At 41.0% G+C, this 21448-nt stretch carries 17 protein-coding genes; 6 read left to right on the top strand and 11 right to left on the bottom strand.

Translation table 11 applies throughout. The annotated features are described in order from the left end of the window. Nucleotides 1-2: 2 nt before the first annotated feature. Entirely contained in the window at nucleotides 3-926 is a 924-nt protein-coding gene (locus ACXAH9_RS15730) for a FecR family protein (RefSeq protein ID WP_474895811.1), read from the bottom strand. Between the two features lie 50 nt (nucleotides 927-976). After that, on the bottom strand, nucleotides 977-1492 hold the full coding sequence (locus ACXAH9_RS15725) for an RNA polymerase sigma factor (protein ID WP_474895810.1): 516 nt from the start codon (nucleotides 1490-1492) through the stop codon (nucleotides 977-979). A gap of 160 nt (nucleotides 1493-1652) precedes the next feature. Between ACXAH9_RS15725 and ACXAH9_RS15720 the strand changes: the two genes are divergently transcribed. The 3 genes from ACXAH9_RS15720 to ACXAH9_RS15710 all read left to right on the top strand — a co-directional run bounded on the left by ACXAH9_RS15720 (nucleotide 1653) and on the right by ACXAH9_RS15710 (nucleotide 6149). Further along, on the top strand, nucleotides 1653-2801 hold the full coding sequence (locus ACXAH9_RS15720; protein ID WP_474895809.1) for a hypothetical protein: 1149 nt from the start codon (nucleotides 1653-1655) through the stop codon (nucleotides 2799-2801). Nucleotides 2802-2876: 75 nt separating this feature from the next. Further along, the gene (locus tag ACXAH9_RS15715) at nucleotides 2877-4115 is read left to right on the top strand and encodes a hypothetical protein (protein ID WP_474895808.1); all 1239 of its coding nucleotides are present in this window, start codon (nucleotides 2877-2879) and stop codon (nucleotides 4113-4115) included. 105 nt (nucleotides 4116-4220) lie between these two features. After that, complete coding sequence (locus ACXAH9_RS15710) at nucleotides 4221-6149, top strand: hypothetical protein (RefSeq protein ID WP_474895807.1); 1929 nt, start codon at nucleotides 4221-4223, stop codon at nucleotides 6147-6149. Here ACXAH9_RS15710 and argJ read toward each other — a convergent pair. From argJ to ACXAH9_RS15670, 8 genes are read right to left on the bottom strand one after another with little or no spacing between them, the layout of a single operon-like run. Further along, on the bottom strand, nucleotides 6146-7363 hold the full coding sequence (argJ, locus tag ACXAH9_RS15705) for a bifunctional glutamate N-acetyltransferase/amino-acid acetyltransferase ArgJ (RefSeq protein WP_474895806.1): 1218 nt from the start codon (nucleotides 7361-7363) through the stop codon (nucleotides 6146-6148). The two genes, ACXAH9_RS15710 and argJ, sit on opposite strands and share 4 nt — an antisense overlap. 20 nt (nucleotides 7364-7383) lie before the next feature. Continuing rightward, entirely contained in the window at nucleotides 7384-8421 is a 1038-nt protein-coding gene (argC, locus tag ACXAH9_RS15700) for an N-acetyl-gamma-glutamyl-phosphate reductase (protein ID WP_474895805.1), read from the bottom strand. After that, the gene (locus ACXAH9_RS15695) at nucleotides 8418-9614 is read right to left on the bottom strand and encodes an acetylornithine/succinylornithine family transaminase (RefSeq protein ID WP_474895804.1); all 1197 of its coding nucleotides are present in this window, start codon (nucleotides 9612-9614) and stop codon (nucleotides 8418-8420) included. Before ACXAH9_RS15695 ends, argC begins: the two co-directional genes overlap by 4 nt. 2 nt (nucleotides 9615-9616) lie before the next feature. Then, on the bottom strand, nucleotides 9617-10429 hold the full coding sequence (argB, locus tag ACXAH9_RS15690; RefSeq protein WP_474895803.1) for an acetylglutamate kinase: 813 nt from the start codon (nucleotides 10427-10429) through the stop codon (nucleotides 9617-9619). Next, nucleotides 10422-11234: a hypothetical protein gene (locus tag ACXAH9_RS15685; protein ID WP_474895802.1), complete on the bottom strand. Its 813-nt coding sequence runs from the start codon at nucleotides 11232-11234 to the stop codon at nucleotides 10422-10424. The genes argB and ACXAH9_RS15685 overlap by 8 nt, the downstream gene beginning before the upstream one ends. Then, nucleotides 11231-12388: an alanine racemase gene (gene alr, locus ACXAH9_RS15680; RefSeq protein ID WP_474895801.1), complete on the bottom strand. Its 1158-nt coding sequence runs from the start codon at nucleotides 12386-12388 to the stop codon at nucleotides 11231-11233. Before alr ends, ACXAH9_RS15685 begins: the two co-directional genes overlap by 4 nt. Continuing rightward, entirely contained in the window at nucleotides 12382-14367 is a 1986-nt protein-coding gene (locus ACXAH9_RS15675; RefSeq protein ID WP_474895800.1) for a hypothetical protein, read from the bottom strand. Before ACXAH9_RS15675 ends, alr begins: the two co-directional genes overlap by 7 nt. Nucleotides 14368-14389: 22 nt before the next feature. Continuing rightward, nucleotides 14390-15613 carry an ATP-grasp domain-containing protein gene (locus ACXAH9_RS15670; protein ID WP_474895799.1) on the bottom strand — a complete coding sequence of 408 codons (1224 nt, stop codon included), beginning with the start codon at nucleotides 15611-15613 and terminating at the stop codon, nucleotides 14390-14392. Nucleotides 15614-15897: 284 nt separating this feature from the next. On the opposite strand from ACXAH9_RS15670, the gene ACXAH9_RS15665 reads away from it, so the two are divergent. The 3 genes from ACXAH9_RS15665 to ACXAH9_RS15655 all read left to right on the top strand — a co-directional run bounded on the left by ACXAH9_RS15665 (nucleotide 15898) and on the right by ACXAH9_RS15655 (nucleotide 20855). Continuing rightward, nucleotides 15898-16800: a histone deacetylase family protein gene (locus ACXAH9_RS15665; protein ID WP_474895798.1), complete on the top strand. Its 903-nt coding sequence runs from the start codon at nucleotides 15898-15900 to the stop codon at nucleotides 16798-16800. Between the two features lie 394 nt (nucleotides 16801-17194). Further along, nucleotides 17195-18775: a histidine ammonia-lyase gene (gene hutH, locus ACXAH9_RS15660; protein WP_474895797.1), complete on the top strand. Its 1581-nt coding sequence runs from the start codon at nucleotides 17195-17197 to the stop codon at nucleotides 18773-18775. Between the two features lie 82 nt (nucleotides 18776-18857). Continuing rightward, complete coding sequence (locus tag ACXAH9_RS15655; protein ID WP_474895796.1) at nucleotides 18858-20855, top strand: urocanate hydratase; 1998 nt, start codon at nucleotides 18858-18860, stop codon at nucleotides 20853-20855. 2 nt (nucleotides 20856-20857) lie between these two features. Here ACXAH9_RS15655 and ACXAH9_RS15650 read toward each other — a convergent pair whose 3' ends face one another. Beyond that, entirely contained in the window at nucleotides 20858-21436 is a 579-nt protein-coding gene (locus ACXAH9_RS15650; RefSeq protein ID WP_474895795.1) for an EF-hand domain-containing protein, read from the bottom strand. Nucleotides 21437-21448 lie beyond the last annotated feature (12 nt).

Below are 21448 nucleotides of genomic sequence, written 5' to 3'. Positions count from 1 at the left end.
ACTTACTTTGCAGCAACAACTACTACATTGCCGTCCTTAAGTTCGTAATCTATATCCAAAGAAGTAAAAACGACCTTTACAGCTAGTTCCAAATCATCGTGTGGAAATGTACCTGAGTAGATCAAACCTTGATCAAGACCTCCACTTTCAATACGGATATCATATTGATTTTTCAGCGCAGCAAGCACCTGGCTCACCGGAACACTTTCAAAAGTTGTTTTTCCTATCAACCATTCCGGAGAAGATCCCTTTATTGATCGAAGTAACATGCGTTTATTCCCTACCCTCCTTACAGATCGCTTAGGTTTAAGAATCTCCTGCTCTTCCCCACTTACTACTTCTACACTGCCTTCAAAGCATTTAACTTCATAAAAATCAGCTACATCGCGAACGGTAAACTGAGTGCCCAGCACGGTAACTAAACCTGTATTCGACTGAACTGTGAATGTATTTCCCTTCTGAACTTTAAATAACGCCTCCCCTACAAGCTTCACAGTTCGGATGTTTTCTTTCCAATCATCTTCCGAATAAGCCAACGAGGAGTTAGCATTTAAGACCACCTCTGAACCATCGGGTAAATTGATGGTCCGCTTCTCACCAATCTGCGTCTTGATAGTTGTAATATCAGGTACAAGCATGGTATAAAAAACAAAGCTCATCGCTAGTAGTAATACAGCTGCTGCTGCATATCGCAGGTAGTTTACCTTTCGCTTCGTAATAATCAGTTTTCCACTTTGTTGTGACCTTATGCGTGATAAAAGTGCATGGTCATCGAATGTAGGTGATTCAATATTCTCGCTTCCAGCTATGATCTTCTTATATACAGCATAGTCATCGCTATTCTGGAATTCAGATAGCTCTTCAGAGGTTAGCTCATTATTGAGCCACCTGGCTAAGAATCGATCATCATTAAAATTGCTGCTCATAATATTTTCTCCTAATTCACTAACGCATCAACTGTTTATTTACCCTACCCCTACACATCACCAATTTTTGCACGGAGCTTCAACAGCGCCTTATGCATTGATTTTTCAATAGCTTTCACAGATACTCCCGATAATTCAGCGATCTCTTTATACGTCTTCTTTTCCACTCTATTCATCAGAAATACTTCTCGCTGCTTATCCGGTAATGAAGAGATAGCTTCAGACAGCTTATCCATAAATTCCTTTTCCAGCATTACATACTCGGGCGACTCCTGGTTGGTTTCCGGTTTTACCACTTGCTGTCTATAATTCAATCGTACTTTTTCGGACCTCTTGAGAGAGGTGCTCAGATTTATAGCTATCTTATAGAGAAAGCCTTTAGCAGTTTCCATCGTGACCTTGGCACAATTTTTCCACAACCGGATAAATGATTCCTGCACCACATCGTCTGACTGCTCAGCATCCCCAAACTTGTAATAAATGAAATTTCGCAGTGATCTAGCATGTTCACCATAAAAGGCATCAAACTGTGCCTCGTCACATAAAGAATCTTTTTGTTCGGACATTATTGATTTTAAAACTATCCGTTTTTTCTATGATCTCAAACCTCTCAACCTTACCTATTTTTTGTTCAGGGGGTAGGGTCTCCAAGGGTGCGCCACGTTTCAACCACAAACAAGGGAAACTCCCTGTTACAAAAAAGTTGAAACTAAAAACGAAAAAACCATGAGATTATTAAAATCGTATGGCATTGCCACAGTAATTCTTACCGCCTTGTTAATGAGCGCGTGTAATTCAGATGAAAATCCCTGTCCTGGTGTAAATCTGGACGTTGAAATTGATAGTGCAAACATGACCGCTCATGTATTTGCAACAGGTTTAGAAGACATAGCTTTTGATCTCTTCGTCAATGGGCAGCTCATTGAATCATTTGATTCGGGCGAGCTTGATACTACTGCATTTGATTTGCAGTTTGAGCCGGGAGAATACAAAGTATGTATTAACGCAGAATCAGAATCGTGTGATCAGCGAATTGAGGGATGTGTAGAATTTGTCATAGAAGATCCAAACAAAGAAGAATGTATTGGATTAGCCTTTTCCTCAGACAAGCAAAGTGACTATGAGTACAAATTTTTTGCTGAGTTTGATGGCAGAGATAATATTGAATATACCTGGTATGTGAACGGTGACATGGTAAAAGAAGAACCACTCAATGATGACCGTACCAATTATCTGGAATGGGACTTTGCGGCCGGCACTCATACAATATGTATCAAAGCGGAAAGCGATGATTGTGGAGCAGTTGAATATTGCAAAGAGATTGTAGTAGATCAGTTTTGTCCTCAAGAAGTATCATTTGTAGCAGAGGAAGACAACCCATACACCTATTACTTCTTTGCAAGTTTTGAAGGTAAGGAACATGTTGCTTATGACTGGTATGTAAATGATGATTTAGTAGAGCGTGAACACCCGGATAGTGTTGACACAGATCATAAGCTGATCTGGCAGTTTAACCCTGGCACATACAACATTTGCCTGGTACTAAGCCAGGAAGGCTGTGACGACATTGAGTACTGTGAAGAAATTGTGATCGAAGGTGAAGAATGTAAGGACCTATCCTACACTGCTGACCTAAATACTGGAACGGACACCTATACGTTTACTGCTGATTTTGATGGACGTGATGATGTAACATACATCTGGAAAGTGTACATCAATGATGACTTTCAGGGATCAGAAGTTCGTGAAGCCGGCAGTCAGGACGATCACCAGTTTAGCTGGTCGTTTGAAGAAGGCGTGGAATATGAAATCTGTCTGATACAAGACGGAGGTTGTACGGAAGCTCAAGTTTGTAACATTTACTCGCTTCCATAATTTTTCAGGTTAGTCGATTGGAAACCTGCCCGGGAAACCGGGCGGTTTCTTTTTTTACTATTTAACCACTTAATTTTGAAGTCATCAGTGAGTAAACCCGTGAATAAGCAGTTGATTTTTTGGATTGTGATAAAAGGCCTTTTTCAAATCGGTCTTTTGAGTCTGATCCTGCTTTTGAATGGGTGTATTAATGATGATGAAATAGATTTTCCTGTTGAACCAGACACTACTCAATTCTCAGAAAGCACCGCCATCATTTCAATGCTAAGAGCGGTTGAAAAATCAAACCTCACTACTAATCAAAGTTGTATCGAGCTATTCTACCCTGTTGAATTTCGCTATAACAACGATCTCACCATCACTGTAGAAAGTTTTCAGGGACTTTCTGAAGTTGCTAACAACATGAATGCCGGGTTACATGTTAATGCTGTTGCGTTTCCTATTATGGCAACTAAAGGAGATGTAATAAAAATAATCAACAACGAATCTGATCTACTTGAATTACTAGAAGAGTGTGAACTTGCCACGCTTCGTGATGAGTTTGACAAATACTTCACACAGTGCTTTGATTTTGTGTATCCGATTGAGATGATCGCCTTGGATAGCGGTACTGTTCCAATCGATACACTTCAGGATTATTTTGACTTTGAAGCCCGGCAGGGATTCGACAAACAACCCATATTCGTTTACCCACTCGAGGTTTACAGCTACTCAAAGAATCAGATTTTCCCTCTTTCCAATGACTTTGAACTATACGAAATATTTGACATGTGCAAAACGTGTCCAAGCTTGTTTTTCACAACTGACTGGGCCGGTGATACCCGATATGTTTTTGAAGCTGATTTTCCCGAAATAGATCAACTGGAGCAATTTGGTTGGTACGTGGATGGAGTCAAAATAGAAGAAGATGGTATAGGGGTGAATGGTGATTTTATACTAGATCGAACCTTTGAGCCAGGCACCTATGAAATCTGTATGAAAGCACAATCAGAAGCATTCGACTGTTTTGCAGGGACACAATACTGTGAGATACTGGAGGTTGTAGACCCTTGTCCTACTCTATCATTCATTATTGAAGAAATTACAGCAGACACCTATGAATTCACGGCAACTTTTGAAAAGCAGGATGAGATTGAATATTCATGGGCTATTTATCAAAACCAGGACCTGATCTTTTTTGAAGAAGAAATGGCTGATGGAGATGATCGCCTGGAATATCAATTCAATCCTGGTGATTACGTAGTATGTGTAGAGGCAGAGGTGCATGGCTGCTCCACAGTGACCAAAGTATGTGAGGAGATTATTGTAAACTAGCGCCCCTTTTAGTTGCACAACTTGTCTTTTTACCATCAAACTTTAATTATTGATCACTATTAACAATTGCCTTTATATACTTGTCAGTTGAAATTCAGAATGTAAGTGGTAAGGAAAGTAAGAGGAATTTTGATTGGGTTATTGTGCAGCTACGCTCCATATGCATTTGCACAAAAAAATGCCACTATACACTTAAAGCAAAACCAGATTCTGGTTGTGGCCGACTCATTGGTTGTTGCCAGGAATGATACGACCATTTTGCTACCAAAAGGCACAGAGTATCAAGTTTATGACAACAAATATGTGTTGTCAGATGGGTTTTATGATTCGGTTTATTCCGTAGCACAAAGAAATAAAATCACCAAAGAGCTATACAATCTTTTGATTACCAACAAACCACCAGAAAATGGAGTCAAGAACAGAGATCCGGTACGAAGTGAATCTTATTTTGAAGCCTTTGAAGGAAAAACCATTACATCCATCAAATACATTCCGGTCGATTTGTTTGGAGGGTCTGTCAACGACACCACGCTTAAAGCAAGGTCCAGTATTGGAAAGCTAAGTAACAAGCTCCACAAGGACACCAAAAAAGAGGTTATCTTCAAACATCTGCTTTTCGAAATAGGCGATCAAGTGAATGCATACGAAATAGCTGATACAGAGCGAATCATACGCTCGCTGAAATACATTGAGGATTCCAAAATCATATTGAAGGTTAACCCGCGTGACCTTAATACAGTAGAAGCAACCGTCATCGTCAAAGATCGATTTCCCTGGTCTGTAGACGCATCTCTAGACAATAACGATGCACTTAGATTAGGTTTTACCAATCAAAACATTCTTGGTACGGGTAATGAGTTCGGTGTAGGGTATTTACGGCATGGCGAAGAGTTACCAATGCATGGATATGATGCGCATTATACAGTAAGAAATATTGAGAACACATTCATTGATGGCACGGTCTATTTTTCTGATAACTATCTTGGCAAAAGCAAGGGACTGACTTTTGAACGAAATTTCATTTCCCCGGAAACAAAATATTACGGTGAAGCCACCATCGAGCATGTAGAACCAATTACAAACCTTGTATTTGCAGATTCCATTTACGAAGAAGATTTTCAAATCGACCGGAAGAGCTATGACCTTTGGGGGGCTCGTTCATTTTTACTTGGAAACAGGAAAAATATAAGTGGTGCTGTCCGGTTACAGCATGATAACTTCTCAGAAAGACCTACTGTCCAGACCGATAGCAACACCATTTATCATGATCACCACTTCCTCGTGGGGGCACTTTCCTATAGTAAAGTTAACTTCCTGAAAACCAGAAATATACTTTCATTTAATATTACTGAAGATGTACCTGTAGGATTTATTTACTCGGTGATTTTTGGACGAGACTGGACTGAGTTTGGTGAACGGGATTACCGTGGAATCCGCACCATCTACTCTACCTACAATAAGAGAGCCGGATACTTTCTTGTTAATCTGGAATCGGGGTATTTTCAAATGAACAATAAGAAAACCAATCGGGTATTTCAGCTTGATGGGAGACACTTTACTCCCCTTTTCGATCTTGGTGCTGCCTACTCGAGGATATTCACTCGTTTCCACTACTTCAATGGGGATGATCTTTCCATCCCCATTGCACAATCCTTGCAAGGAGAAAATCGAATTAGCTCAATTGAGGGTAATCAGATATCCGGAAACAGACTCTTTACGCTTACCTCTGAATATGTTGTTTTTCAACCCTGGTATTTCTATGGTTTCAGATTTGCTACCTATGGTCACCTGGGTGTTGGCCATGTGAGAGAGACACGTAACTTTGACCCTTATTCAAAGACCTATTATACTATGGGCGGAGGCATTCGAATCAGAAATGAAAGTTTGGTTTTCGACACGTTCGAATTTCGTATTTCCCTTCTCCCCAATGCACCCACTGAGGGTAAGTTTTTTTACTTTAAAGTATCATTATCTGCTCCGCAGTTCTTTAAAAGTCCGATCGTAGGCAAACCAAAAGTCGTTGGCCTTGATTAAGTTGTATACATTGAATTAAACATGACATAGTCCGTAGATAGGTCTGTCCCCCATCCAACGGCTGAAGCTTTTCCTTCTCTCAACTTCATTTCAATAATAATTTCAGACTTTTTGAGGATACGCTTGACCAGGTTCATATCAAATTCAAGTGGTTTTCCTTGCTCAAGCATTTGCACCGATTCCTGTTCGTTACCCAAGTATAAATCCACTTTCTCAGTGTTAAACTTTACACCTGATCTGCCCATTGCTGCTAATACCCTCCCCCAGTTAGGGTCTCTGCCAAACATGGCGGTCTTTACCAATGAAGAATCGGAAACGACCCTCACCATATGTCTGGCGTCTTTCTTATTTTTAGCTCCTGAAAGCCTGTATTCAATAAATTTTGAGGCACCTTCCCCGTCAGAGATGATGAGCTTAGCCAGGTAGACCATCAATTCATTCAGCTTGTCTTTGAAAAGCTTATAATTCGGGTCGCTGGCAGAGGTTATTAACTCGTTATCCGCCAACCCTGTCGTCATAATGGAAGCCATGTCATTAGTGGAAGTATCCCCATCCACGGTAATCATATTGAAAGAATCATTTACAGCTTCCTTGAAGGCTTTGTCCAAAAGCTTTTGATCAATATTTATATCTGTAAAGGTAAAGGCCAGCATGGTTGCCATATTTGGATGAATCATTCCAGAACCCTTTGCTATACCTGCTATATTGATCGTATTTCCGTCAATTTCGAATTCCACATACCCCTCTTTCGCGAAGGTATCTGTGGTCAAAATCGCATTCGCGGCAAATGATCCAGCTCTTGAATTTTCAGAAAGGTTTTTGACATTCTCTTTGATTCCTTGTACCACCTCATCCGTTGGAAACTCTTTTCCAATAATTCCTGTAGATGAAACCAGCACCTGATTTACATCTATATTGAGCTCTTCTGCGGTCGCTTTGGCCATTGCAAGGGCTCCTTCCTCACCTTGCTTTCCTGTCACTGCATTCGCATTTCCTGAATTAACGACAATGGCTCTCGCAATGCCACCGGTTTCTTTGAGGTGTTTTTGTGAAAGCTTCACAGGTGCAGCACAAACTAAATTCTGGGTGAAAGTAGCAGAGACTTTAGCAGGAACTTCGGAATACATGATAGCAAGATCCCGTCGCATGGATTTTACTCCGGTATGTGCACCCCAGCACTTGATACCTCTAACGTTAGTAATGTTTCTGATCATATCAATAATTGAAAGACATTTTAAGGTTGTAATGGAACAATTGCCAGACCCTCATCTTCATTCAGTCCCAGCATCAAATTCATATTTTGAACAGCCTGACCTGCTGCTCCTTTAACCAGATTATCTATGACAGATACAGTGATAATTGTATTCGTGCGTTCATCAAATGTCACAAACAAATCTGCAAGGTTAGTTCCCCTCACCTGTTTCAGTGATGGCAACTGACTAACAAGTCGTACAAACGGCTCATCATCATAGTATTCTTTGAAAATTTTATGGATTAATTCTTCAGAGACCTCTTGTGTTGGTTTTGAGTAGGTGGTAGAGAGAATGCCTCTGTCCACCGGTAACAAATGAGGTGTAAAAAGTACGGAGGAATCTTCTCCAGAATAAGCATTGATCACTTCCTGAATTTCTATCGTATGACGATGCTTTTTTACTCCATATGCTGTGAAATTGTCATTGACAACAGGAAAATGAGTATTAGGTTTTGCTTTATTTCCTGCACCGGTCACTCCTGTTTTAGAATCGACAATTAAATGTTTTTTATCAACGAGTCCTTCTTTCAAAAGAGGTGCCAACGCTAAAATTGCTGAGGTAGGAAAACACCCCGGATTAGCCACCAACTTGGCTGAACGGATGGCTGAACGGAAGAGCTCAGGAAGACCAAACACAGCAGACTCAAATCCCTTAGGGAATTTATGGTCATTCTTGTACCAGGCTTCATATACATCAGGAGAGGATAGTCTGAAATCCCCGGAGAGGTCAATAATTTTGAAATCCTCATCCAGGTGATCTTTAACAAAATCCATGGATACCCCATGTGGTAAGGCGAGAAATACAATATCTAAATCATGCTTTTGGATTTCGTCAATTCCCACAAGAGGTGCATCGAAAATGCCCTGAAACTGTGGGTGAACATCAACAAATCGCTCCCCCTTCCTTGAATCAGCTGTAATGACTGAAATCTCAACTGATGGATGATGGATGAGAATACGCACCAGCTCAGACCCAGTGTATCCTGTGGCTCCTACTATTCCAACTTTATACTTACTCATTTTCTGTTCTCCTCGATTGATTTTAATAGTATATCAAAAACTACTTGAAGATCCTCCCGTGAAATGTTCAAAGGTGGCACTATCCGAACCACATTTTCTGCTGTTGCATTTGCCAATACCTTGTGTTTCATCATGGTGGCAACAATCGGCTTAGACTCCACAGAAAGCACAACTCCCAGCATTAACCCTTCTCCACGTATTCCTTCGATTTCAGGATATTCTGTAGAGGCTTTTATGACCTTTTCCCTAAACCATTGACCATTTTCGGTTGCAGCGTCCATCAAATTTTCTTCCTCTATAGCCTCCAAGGTTGCTAATGCGGCTGCACATCCCAATGGGTTACCTCCAAAGGTTGTTCCATGATCACCCCAATCGATGGCTCCACCTACTTTTTCGCTTGCCAAAACCGCCCCAATTGGGAAGCCGCCACCAAGTCCCTTAGCAAGGGTCATTATGTCTGGTTTTACTCCATAATGCTCAAATGCAAACATTTTGCCTGTACGGCCGATTCCACACTGCACTTCATCAAAAACCAAAGCGATACCTTCTTCATCACAAAAGTTTCGTAGCTCCTTTAGAAAATCCCTTTCAGCCGGAATGATCCCACCTTCTCCCTGAATGGGTTCCAGCATGATTGCGGCCGTATCCTGATTTACTTTTTCCTTCACCAGGTTGATATCATTAAAAGGAATGTGGCAAAAACCCTCAGGAATTGGATCAAATCCATTCATCATAGCTTTTTTACCTGTTGCAGCCAGGGTCGCCATTGTCCTTCCATGGAAGGCATTTTTCATACTGATGATCGTTCCTCCTCTTCCATTCTTGCTGGCATATTTCCGGGCGATTTTGATTGCGCCTTCTGCCGCCTCTGCACCACTATTTCCAAAAAACACACGCTTTAAACCCGAAAGATCCGCAAGTTTCTTAGCGAGAACCATTTGTGGTTCTGAAAGGTAGAAATTAGATATATGGATAAGGTTTTCTGCTTGGTTCTGAATGGCCTTGACTACTTTGGGATGGGCGTGACCTACATTATTCACAGCGATCCCGGCCAGTGCATCAATGTATTCAATGCCTTCCATGTCCCACAACCTGGATCCTTTTCCCTTTTTGAAAGCCAGCGGGTACCTTTTAAAGGTTGGTAAATAATATTCTTTATCTAATCGATGTAACTCCTCCGTACTTAAACTCATAATTATTTTGTGATCGTAGTACCTATCTGATTCGTTGTGTTTATTGCCTCAATTAATTGCTCAGGTTTTGTACCGTTTATGATTCTCGCTCTTTTTGATCCGGCCTCAATGGCTATTTGACATGACTCAATTTTGGGTATCATACCTCCAACAATTACGCTTTTCATCATTTCAGGAATCTGACCAATTGATATTTCAGGAATAAGCGATGTAGGGTCATCTTTTTCTTTTCTGATTCCATCCACATCAGTCAAAACCAGGTAATCAGCATTCAATGCTCCGGCAATCGCACCTGCCATCATGTCTGCATTGATATTGAAGGAAACCCCATGCTTATCTGCAGAAACACAAGCGACAATAGGGATGTAATTTTTGTCTAGCAGGTCAATTAAAATTTCTGGCTGAACCGATGCAACATCAGCCACCTGTCCGAGATCAATTTGTCTCCCTCCTTCATAATGAAACCGTTTTTTCGTTGTAATCATTCCACCATCTTTGCCTGAAAGCCCCACAGCTTTGGCTCCTAAGGCATTCATCCGACCAACAAGACTTGTATTCACCTCACCTTTCAGAGCCATCTCGATGTACTTCATTGCCTCTGGTGTGGTCTTTCTATGACCATCTACAAATTCAGACTGAATTTGAACCTTATCCAGAATCGCATTGATAAACGGTCCACCTCCGTGTACCAGAACGATTCGATGACGGTCTTGATGAAGTGAAGCAATCTTGCTTAAAATGGATTGCTTGAGCGATTCATTGACCATGGCATTTCCACCATATTTAATGACGATAGTGTCTTGAGATTTACTCATTTTCAATGGTTAGATTAATAAGACTATCTGTTTTGCTTATCAGTTTATTGTTAGCAATCAACTGGTCCTCCAATGAATTAATTTGGGCTTGAATGCTATTGATTGATGTCCATTGTTGGTCTATTAACAACTCTACATCTTTCATGTTTTCTGTATTCGTAGAGATTCGATTCGTCAAATAAACCAAGTCATTGCCTTGAGACTGTATCGAATCTATGATCTGTTTATTGAGCTTTTGATTTTCAAGCACTTCCTTGTGGTTATCAACAATTGTTCGTTGATCGGATTGAATGTTTTTCCCGATGATTTGAAATTGATAAAGGAGATCTACTCCAAACGCAATCAGCAAAGCATATATGGTGTATTTGAGCCCTGTAGGTATCGTATTTATTCTGAAATTTCTTTTTGACCATTCAACCAATGAACTGTGAAAGCTCATCTGGTAATTACCATATTTTAAAAGCTCTGAAGCAATACTGATGTCTGGCACAAATACAGTCTTCGCAGAGTCGGACGCAGTTCCACACGATTGTGTGTTGTCTTTAATGGGTAGCTGGGTCCATAGGCTTAAGAAGCCTGCTTTCTCCAATTGCTTGATAAGATTTAGCCTATTCACAAGCTGATTCATCACCCGGGGCAGTTCCTCGTCCAAAACCTGCAGACTAATGGCTTGCTGAAAAGTGCTGATTTCGAACCTTCCACCTGGAAAGTTAAACTCGATGAAATCCATTAATCCGAAAGATTCCTTTTCAGATTTAATTAAGGATTTTAACAACTTCTTCTCTTCTTTGCTAAACCTTCTCATTTCACAATTTTTCTGGGTATTGCAGCTGGCAGTCTGCTCAACATTTCATTATTCAGTAGTTGGGTCACCTGGGTAAAAGAACTGATGTTTATTGTGTTATTTTTTTGTCTTCCTACCAAAACAACTTCATCACCTACATCTACTCCCTCAATGTGAGAAATATCTACCATAAAGAGGTTCATATTAATAAGTCCAACAATCGGAGCTTTCTTTCCTTTAATAAGCACATGCCCCCTATTAGACTGAGCTCGAGGATAGCCATTTGAATAGCCCAATGGCATCACTGCCACTTTCATATCCTGGGTTGCCTGATAGGCTGTCCCATACCCAATGAACTCTCCTGCTGAAACGTCACGAATGTCCATTACATCCGTTTTCCAGGTAAACAAGCGCTTCAATGAGCTATTTGATGTTTTTCCTGTCTCTTGCAAATGCATGAAATAAATGTCGGGACTTGGCCAAAATCCATATTGCGCTACTCCTATTCTGACCATATCATATACCGTATCAGGATATGCTAAAGCAGCAGCAGAACAGGCTATATGTCTGATCTCTGGCATGAAGCTCTTTTTCTTACATACCCTTAAAAACTCCTTGTACTTCTTATGCTGCCGATCAATTTTGAACTGATTAGATAAGCTTTCGGCTCCACCAAAATGCGTACAGAGGCCATTAAACGCGATGTGTCTTTTGTGCTTTTTTACAAAGGATAAACTATCCAAAAACTCCTTTTCCGGAAGGCCTGTACGGTTTGCTCCGGTTTCTACCTCCAAATGAACCTTTGCTTGTTTACCAATCTCTTTTGCAACATTGAGTACCTTAGGCAGCCGCTCATAGTTAAAAACGTAAAATTCAATGCCATGCTCGATGGCCCATGGAATATCTTCATCATAAAGGATACCCATGATCATCACATCACTATTTTTAGATTTGGCTTCCAGCACCTCTTCAGCCTCGAAAGCAGACGCGGTTGCAAAGTGATTAACACCAGCTTTCTCTGCCATTTTCACAAATTGATGGATTCCATGACCGTAGGCGTTAGCTTTCACAACAGACGATATTCTTATATCTTTTCCAACTTTCTTCCTGATGAAATTGATATTACCAGTCAACGATGATTGACTAAGCTCGATACGTGATGAGTGTCTTACCATAGTTTGGTTTGTTCATTCCAGATATATGATTTTCCCCAACTTTCCTCTGCCAGCTTCCTTACTTTGCTGATTTCGTTTTCATCTACCAGATGTAAATGGGCATTGGCCTCCAATTGATTGTAATGAAATGCATATATACGGGCTGCAAATTCATGAAATGGTAAAGATGACTCACCTGGTTTCTCTCCGTTTCCATGAACAGATGGTTTGATGTCTTGGCCCCAGTCCTGACGTCCTTCATTGTTTGGATTGAGAAAATACGCCCTAAACAAACCGGATGGATCCTGATCGACGCGAAGTAACGAGACTGCATGAAAACCTAGCATATCTCCGTGATTACTCGTAATGAATATGCCAATAGGTATTGGATAAACAACCTCACGACCGTCATTAAATTGGGGATGGAAAGCCGCATAGAAAATGCGAATAAAGCCTGTATAATCGAGTATAGAGTTTGTGAGATAATCGTAACACGAGGCAAATCCAACAGGAATCCAGTGGCCATACATCGCGGGATTTACCCATTTGTGAGGATCGTCGGTTCGCCCCATAGACCTACGCATCATCTCGTTGTAAATACGATCCAAATGTGGTACAAGGATCGCTGAAACAACGTCCAGATTATAATCAAGCTTTTCTACCAGCCCTTTACCAAGCTTGATTGATTCCAGGTCATGGTTCTCAAATCGCATAATCAGGTTATTCTGAGTTGCGACTGTGATAATCATGTCAATAAGCTTAGCCGGCGCATGTTGGCTCCACATACTGATTCCTCGTGCAGACTGACATGTTGGGTTATTCCCCTGACCAATTCCTAACGGCTGACCTAGAACCTTTAGCGTTCCTCCTAAGAGATACTGCAGAGCAGTCACTGAAGGATGAGGTTTCTCGATTGATTTTAGAATTCGCTTTTCAACCTGTGGGTTTATTTTAGCTCTTCTTAAATTTTCAAAACCAGCACGCACAGGTCTTCTCGACAACAAATTCCGTCCTAATAACCAACTAAGCCCATAGATGCATTGATAATTTTCCGGAGAAATCACCTCCTTAATGAGCGATGTTATTAGTTCCTGAAATTTTTGCCATTCTGCTTTCCCTCTTTCATTTAGGAATAGCAATGAGGGAACTAAATCAGGAAAGTGATCGACCAAATACAATAACAGTATGGCGTGATACTCACTTACCAGCCCGGTCTCTCCCATTGACAGCCCCATTTCTTTAGCTTCCAGCTTTAAAGATCGCTCATCAGCATGCTTGATAAATGACCGATAGTCATTTATTGATGAATGCGCTTTGCAATTCTTTGTGGGGGCCTGTATGGCATTGATAAACTTACTTGTGGAAACGTCAATTTCTGACTTGCCGGAAGTATCAAATCGCTGATCTATGAGTCTAATCAATTCTCGAGCCTTTCTGGTCTCAACGGGACGCTGACTACAGATTATTTCTATTTCCTCCGATAGTTTTTCATATATCCCCTCCAGGCTGATTTCTGACATTAAATATCCGAAGAGGTTTGTAGCCTTTTTTATTTCACGATCACTCATAATCGACCTGGTTTCCTCGGATAGGTCGTTTAAGGCAAATTCCATATTGTGCACAAGAATTTCCTCAAGAAGCGATTTAGCCTCTTCCCGTGTGATTTTGTCAGAAGGAACTCCATTGGCAATTCCCAGAATTCTTAGCTCAGATAATAATTCAAAACTGGAGGTAGGATGACCAGCTTGTAAAGTCCCTCTTACCAATGTTGGGATCAGCTTTTTTGGATTATCCCATGAAGTCCCGGAAAAAAAACCAAGACGATCTAATTCTGCGCTCTTCTCACATAGATAAGTTAATCCATCACGTGATAAAGCAAGAATGTCTATCTGGCTGGCCAGTTTAGCAGCCTTGTCTTTTTTGGTTAGCTCTGAAGCCGTTTTGAAATCTTCAAAACTATTTTCAAAGTTTTGAAAAAGTTTGTTTTCGGCAATTTCCATTAATGTGGGCTCTAACCTCTTTTTAAACGTAGAAATCTACTTTTTGATAATATTTTAATAGTTCTGTCATACGGTCCGGATCCTCTCCTTTAAAGTTGATCGTTCCAAAGTGGTTCCCAAACCCTTCACGGTCATCGATGATCTTTTGCGTACTCAAAGGAGGCACCAACGTGTGATCCACAAAGTAAGGTTCGTTATTAAGTTCTTCCGGAATCTCTAGCTTCGAAAACTGCTTCTTGTGTGGATAGATCATCACATTACCATGATAGTTTTTCGGTTTTTCATCAGGGTCCGGCAATATCTCTGCTAATTCTTCTTCAGTCAGACTTGGATCATGAATCTGCACAAAAGCTGCAAGAGCATCAAACTCATAAGATTTACCACATAGTTCGAGGATATGACCGCCTGGAATTCTGCATGCTGTTTCACCAAAATTCAACTCATCATTTTCAGTGAGGAACCATTCAGGATGCACCATTCCATACTCAATGCCAAATATGTCTACAAGTTTTTGTACGTGCTTGTGAATCAAGTCTCTTTTCGATTCAAGATAATGCCCCTCAGGTATAAAGTTCGAATACCCTAGTTTCACATACTCAGTGATGTTTAAAAATTTAATTTCACCCCCATGAACGAACGCTTCGCAAGAAAACTCCCGGCCAGGAAGGTGACTTTCTGCTAGACATGGAAAATCACTATCCTCACATTCTTCATCTACTTGGTCCATTGATTTCAGCAGGCGATGACCTACCGTGCCAGCAGATGCAAACGGTTTAATATGAACCCAGCTATCCTCTTCTCCATCTAACTGCAGGTTAGCTTCATTTAAACGCTTCATGAAAGCTTTTACACCTTCTTTATTATGCACCTCTTCAAATAAACCAACGCGCAATCCTCCAATCAGTGCTTTACGTTTCATCATCGCTTTATTTCTGAACAAAAACGCCCTGTTTAGCACTCTTGGATCATCACGATAGATCGAATTGAGTGCTCCGGCCCACTCCACTGTTTCTTCAAACAGAGGAACTGCCACATCCACATCATATGCTTTCAACTTTTCGTGCAAGTCCAGTGAATTAGAGGTGTCACTCCATTCATTTAATTGATAAGGAACAAAAGGAATATTATGTTCTTTAGCATAAGGTTCGAAATCAGGGAAAGAAACGACTACAAACGGTTTTCCGGTCTTTTGCATACTTTCTATAACGGGAAGACTCCACCCCATCAATGCGAAACATTTAGCCATATTGTTTTATGTATTTATAATTCAAATAATGCTGAGAAGAATGGACATTCTTCCTTGATGTAGATATAATTGTTAGGTTGTCTTTAGATAACATCAATAACAGTATAAAGCTATATTTGACTGAAGGTTCAAACTATTTTCGATTCATTGATTAAGTCATATTTAATATTAAAATATTAATAATTTGGCAGTAGACTTACCTCGTTCAATTGAAAGTATTAATTTGAGTATTTAAGCCAATAACATTTCCGAAACATAGTCACTTTAAATAAGGTTATCAGTTCATGCTCAAAATAGCCTGGTCGTCTATATACAAACATCCACTTCCTGCAGGTCATCGTTTCCCTATGGAGAAGTATGACTTATTACCGAGTCAGTTACTGCATGAGGGAACCATTGAAGAGCAAAATATTTTTGAACCAAGGCAGCTTACGGAAAGCGAAATAATATCCGTACATAAGCCAACATACTGGGCTAAGCTTCAGAAAGTGGATTTTACTAGACAGGAGGAACGACGAAGTGGTTTTCCAATAACAGAACAACTCGTAAAAAGAGAAATCACTATAAATGCTGGCACCATTCAGTGTGCTGAGTATGCACTACAGTACGGTATAGCAATGAACATTGCAGGTGGCACGCATCATGCTTTTTCTGATAGAGCTGAAGGTTTCTGCTTATTAAATGATATTGCAATTGCCTCCAAATACCTACTAGATCACCAAAAAGCAAAGCAAATTTTAGTGGTAGATCTGGACGTGCACCAGGGTAATGGAACAGCAGAAATTTTTAAAAATGAGTCTCGGGTATTCACTTTCAGTATGCATGGAGAACATAATTATCCATTGCAAAAAGAGCAGTCTGATTTAGATATCCCTCTAAAAGATGGCACAGGTGATAAAACCTACTTATCTAGCCTGGATAGAAACCTTAACATGTTACTAGATAAAGTGGAACCTGATTTTATCTTTTACCAATCCGGTGTTGATATCTTAGAAACAGACAAACTAGGTCGATTGGGTTTAACCACTGAAGGGTGTAAGGAAAGAGATCAGCTGGTGATTGAAGCTGCAAAGAAAAATAACCTCCCTATGGTTGCATCCATGGGAGGTGGATACTCAGAGGATATCAGAGATATTATCGAAGCACATGCCAATACCTTTCGTGTAGCACAGGCGACATACTTTTAGATTTAATCTAATATTATACGGCTTTTGAAAAAAAACTCAAAACCATATTCTTAATTTGGCGTTTTTTTATATATCCTATTGGTTGAGAACTTCTTCATACAAGTGCCCAATGCATTAGGATATAGGTTTAACACGCCGGGTGGGTTAGTAGCCATCCGGTTTTTTAATGAGTTTTCCGCTTATTTAATAATTATCTTATCTCTTCAATACTAATCCATCCAGTTTCAATTGGATTTATCGTATGTGCTGAATAATGACATTGGATCACTTCAGCCTGAAATAGGGTATTCTACTAATGAAAAAATTTTAGGAATACCTCTACAAAGGAATTTCCGGAAAAGAGAAATTAGTCTATCACCAATTCTTAATTTTGTTGCCATAACAATCTTTATATATGGCTAGAGAAACTTCAGTTTTTCAATACGGAGAGGATCACCTAACTGCAGGGATTGCTTTATCTATTTCCAGGGGAATTACGAAAGGAATTCTAACAGAAAATACGCGAAAAAAAATCCAGCAAAGTGCTGATGAGGTAAAAGCCATTGCAAATGGCGATAAGGCCGTATATGGTATCAATACAGGTTTTGGCCCCCTTTGCACAACACAAATTTCTAAAGAAGAAACCAGCACTTTACAGAAAAACCTACTCATGAGTCACGCCGTAGGTTTGGGCGATCCAATCAAAGATGAGCTTGCCAAACTGATGATGATTCTTAAGGTTCATGCTTTAGCCAAAGGGTTTTCCGGTGTTCGGGAAGAAACCATAGATCGAATCATTTATCATATAGATAATGATATCATTCCACTCGTTCCTGAACAGGGATCGGTAGGTGCTTCTGGAGACCTGGCTCCTCTCTCCCACCTTTTTCTTCCGCTTATTGGACTGGGCAAGGTAAAAGTTGAGGGGCAGTTTTTACAAACAGGTGAATGGATGCAGAAAGCTAATCTGGCACCTATCCAGCTTGGAGCAAAAGAAGGCTTAGGATTGATCAATGGTACTCAGTTCATTGCTGCTCACGCAGTTTCCATCGTGGAGAGGCTTCAAAATGTACTAGCACATGCTGATATCTCCGGTGCGATGATGGTGGAAGGATTACTCGCTTCCGTTAAGCCATTCTCGCCAGAGTTGCATGAAGTTCGGGCATACAAGGGCACAAGACATGTGGCGGCATTCATCAGCAAACTCTTAGATGGATCAGAAGTTGTTCATTCTCATGCTAACTGTGCTCGAGTTCAGGATCCATATTCACTTCGATGCATGCCCCAGGTACATGGAGCATCACGCAATGCCTGGCTGCACGTGAAAGAAATGCTGGAAGTAGAAATCAACTCTGTGACAGATAACCCGATTGTCTTCAATAGGGATCATACCATCAGTGGTGGAAACTTTCATGGTCAGCCAATGGCCCTTCCTATTGATTATGCTTGTCTGGCTGCCGCAGAAGTCGGTAACATATCAGATCGAAGAATTTATTTATCGCTAGAGGGCGATACACCGGGTGTACCGAAGCTGCTATTAAAGGAAACCGGGACCAACTCCGGATTTATGATTCCACAATACACTACTGCTGCGCTTGCCAGTGAAAACAAAGGCTTGTGCTTCCCGGCGAGTGCTGATAGCATCCCCACTTCATTAGGGCAGGAAGATCATGTAAGCATGGGCTCCATTGCTGGCCGTAAAACATTGCGCGTTGTTGAAAATGTTGAAAAGATCATTGGTGTTGAAATATTCTGTGCGGCACAAGCATTAGATTTTCATCGACCATTAAAGTCGAGCAAAATCATGGCCGCAATTCACGAACATGTACGAAGCAAAATTGATCATATCACTGAAGATAGTGTAATGAATGAAGTGATGGAGACTGCTATTGAGATGGTAAAGAATAAAGAGCTAGTCAGAGTTGCATGGGAAACGGCTGATGCAGAGGGAATCTCGTTGGATACAGACTTTAGTAGTGACTTTGATAGTTTTTAATTATTTACAGCAGTGAAATCAGAGATCCCTCTGAGAACTCCGTAATAACCTCAGTCCACTTAGCGGTTAAAAGAAATTAGATATGACATTTCAAGAACAAATATTACAAGGCATTCCTGAAAAGCTTCCGGTTAAAAAATCATTGAAAGAAGGTGTTAATCGGGCTCCAAAACGAAAGGATATTCTTACAGCTGAGGATAAGAAGCTGGCCATAAAAAACGCTCTTCGGTACTTCCCTAAAGAGTGGCACGCAGAGTTAGCTCCTGAATTTGCTGAAGAGCTAAATGATTTTGGTAGAATCTACATGTATCGTTTTATGCCTGAATACGACATGTATGCTCGCCCAATCGAGGAATACCCTGCCAAATCCAGGCAAGCAGCTGCCATCATGTTGATGATCCAGAATAACCTGGATCCAGCTGTAGCTCAACACCCTGAAGAACTGATCACTTATGGCGGAAATGGTGCCGTTTTCCAAAACTGGGCTCAATACCTCCTTACCATGCAGTATCTCGCCACCATGTCAGATGAGCAAACCCTCCATATGTATTCCGGACATCCGATGGGCCTCTTCCCCTCACATAAAGATGCTCCAAGAGTGGTTGTTACTAATGGCATGATGATCCCTAACTATTCACAACCCGATGACTGGGAACGATTCAATGCGCTGGGAGTAACACAATATGGCCAAATGACCGCTGGGTCCTACATGTACATTGGACCACAAGGGATTGTTCATGGTACCACTATTACCGTGATGAACGCCTTCCGCAAGAAACTGGGGTCGGGTGTATCACCTGCAGGAAAAATCTTTCTGACCGCCGGGCTTGGAGGAATGAGTGGTGCTCAACCGAAGGCTGGAAACATCGCAGGTTGTATCACAGTTTGTGCCGAAGTGAATCCGAGTGCAGCTCACAAGCGTCATGAGCAGGGATGGGTCGATGAAATCATTGAAGATATTGCCTCACTAGTCGCTAGGGTCAAAGAAGCAAAGGAAAAGGAGGAAGTCGTTTCCGTCGCATTTGTTGGGAATGTGGTGGATGTCTGGGAACGATTTTATGATGAAGAAATTACCGTTGAGTTGGGTTCAGATCAGACGTCTCTTCACAATCCATGGTCGGGCGGTTACTATCCGGTGGGATTAAGTTTTGATGAATCCAATGACCTGATCCGTAACAACCCCTCTAAATTCAAGGAAAAAGTGCAAGAATCGCTTAGAAGACATGCTTCATCGGTAAATAAACATGCAGCAAGAGGCACATACTTCTTTGACTATGGCAATGCATTCTTACTGGAAGCATCTAGAGCTGGTGGCGATGTTATGGCTGAAAATGGAATTGATTTTAAGTATCCATCTTATGTTCAAGACATCCTCGGCCCGATGTGCTTTGATTACGGATTCGGTCCGTTCCGATGGGTGTGCACTTCAGGCAAAGCAGAAGATCTAAGAAAATCAGATCAGATTGCACTTAAAGTAATGAGAGAAATCAAGTCAAACTCTCCTGCTGAGGTTCAACAGCAAATGCAAGACAACATCCGGTGGATTGAAGAGGCAGAAAGTAACCGACTCGTGGTTGGGTCTCAGGCAAGAATCCTATACGCAGATGCAGAAGGACGATCAAAAATTGCGGAAGCTTTTAATGACGCAATCAAAAAGGGAGACATCTCTGCTCCTATTGTTTTAGGCAGAGATCACCATGACGTAAGTGGCACTGATTCACCTTATAGAGAAACGAGCAACATCTATGATGGTAGCCGATACACGGCTGATATGGCTATACAGAATGTAATTGGAGACAGTTTCCGCGGAGCAACCTGGGTATCAATTCACAACGGTGGTGGAGTTGGCTGGGGTGAAGTAATCAACGGGGGCTTTGGCATGCTCCTGGATGGAACCGAAGAAGCGGACAGAAGGTTGAAATCCATGCTTTTCTATGATGTGAATAATGGAATCGCAAGAAGAAGCTGGGCCCGAAATGATGAGGCAATATTCGCTATCAAAAGAGAAATGGAACGCACTCCTGAATTGAAAGTGACATTACCTAACCTGGTGGATGAAAATCTTTTAGATAAGCTATAAACTTACAGCTCCGCATGGGGCTCAGATTCCCAGTTACCAAAAATCCAGTTGCCTGGCAATGTTGGATCACTAGAGGTAAAAAAATCCTCAACGGCATTCATCAGGTCGTATCGTGAGAGTTTGTTGTTCTGAGTATTGTCTAAAAGAAGGAAAGCCTTATCACAGTAAGACCGATCGATCCCAAAAATGTCGTAGAAGTCTTCGTATTCCTTTTTTGAAATAAATCCGTCCCTGTTCTTATCAAAGAAGTCAAACATGAAGTTGAAGATCAATTCCTTGTAGTCATCTAGTGAATCTTCATCACCTGAGTGTATAACCTCTTTCAGAAAGAATTCAACCCATTCGTTTTCAGTAACCTGATTGAAACTAGCCGGCTTAATATCCTTTACCAACGTATTAAAAAGTTTAACAGCTTTATCAGTAATCCGTTTATGCTCTTTGCTCCCTGGTTCATACCCCAATGTCACACGAACCTTTTCCACCATTTCAGTGAAATCATCCATTTGGAGGCATCCGTTGCTATTAAGGTCCAGGATACGGAAGAAGTATCCCAATTTTTTTCGCTGAAAATCTGCAGACATTTCGATTAGGTT

Source organism: Ekhidna sp. ABH4_415, assembly GCF_056161305.1.
The sequence above is the reverse complement of the archived record's forward strand: the minus strand, read 5'-3'. Positions and strand labels throughout refer to the sequence as shown.

What these genes read in the sequence shown, in the direction of transcription:
- ACXAH9_RS15730 (WP_474895811.1), bottom strand. Translation starts at nt 926, where the DNA reads ATGAGCAGCAATTTTAATGATGATCGATTCTTAGCCAGGTGGCTCAAT.
- ACXAH9_RS15725 (WP_474895810.1), bottom strand. Translation starts at nt 1,492, where the DNA reads ATGTCCGAACAAAAAGATTCTTTATGTGACGAGGCACAGTTTGATGCC.
- ACXAH9_RS15720 (WP_474895809.1), top strand. Translation starts at nt 1,653, where the DNA reads ATGAGATTATTAAAATCGTATGGCATTGCCACAGTAATTCTTACCGCC.
- argJ (WP_474895806.1), bottom strand. Translation starts at nt 7,363, where the DNA reads ATGATCAGAAACATTACTAACGTTAGAGGTATCAAGTGCTGGGGTGCA.
- argC (WP_474895805.1), bottom strand. Translation starts at nt 8,421, where the DNA reads ATGAGTAAGTATAAAGTTGGAATAGTAGGAGCCACAGGATACACTGGG.
- ACXAH9_RS15695 (WP_474895804.1), bottom strand. Translation starts at nt 9,614, where the DNA reads ATGAGTTTAAGTACGGAGGAGTTACATCGATTAGATAAAGAATATTAT.
- argB (WP_474895803.1), bottom strand. Translation starts at nt 10,429, where the DNA reads ATGAGTAAATCTCAAGACACTATCGTCATTAAATATGGTGGAAATGCC.
- ACXAH9_RS15685 (WP_474895802.1), bottom strand. Translation starts at nt 11,234, where the DNA reads ATGAGAAGGTTTAGCAAAGAAGAGAAGAAGTTGTTAAAATCCTTAATT.
- alr (WP_474895801.1), bottom strand. Translation starts at nt 12,388, where the DNA reads ATGGTAAGACACTCATCACGTATCGAGCTTAGTCAATCATCGTTGACT.
- ACXAH9_RS15675 (WP_474895800.1), bottom strand. Translation starts at nt 14,367, where the DNA reads ATGGAAATTGCCGAAAACAAACTTTTTCAAAACTTTGAAAATAGTTTT.
- ACXAH9_RS15670 (WP_474895799.1), bottom strand. Translation starts at nt 15,613, where the DNA reads ATGGCTAAATGTTTCGCATTGATGGGGTGGAGTCTTCCCGTTATAGAA.
- ACXAH9_RS15665 (WP_474895798.1), top strand. Translation starts at nt 15,898, where the DNA reads ATGCTCAAAATAGCCTGGTCGTCTATATACAAACATCCACTTCCTGCA.
- hutH (WP_474895797.1), top strand. Translation starts at nt 17,195, where the DNA reads ATGGCTAGAGAAACTTCAGTTTTTCAATACGGAGAGGATCACCTAACT.
- ACXAH9_RS15655 (WP_474895796.1), top strand. Translation starts at nt 18,858, where the DNA reads ATGACATTTCAAGAACAAATATTACAAGGCATTCCTGAAAAGCTTCCG.
- ACXAH9_RS15650 (WP_474895795.1), bottom strand. Translation starts at nt 21,436, where the DNA reads ATGTCTGCAGATTTTCAGCGAAAAAAATTGGGATACTTCTTCCGTATC.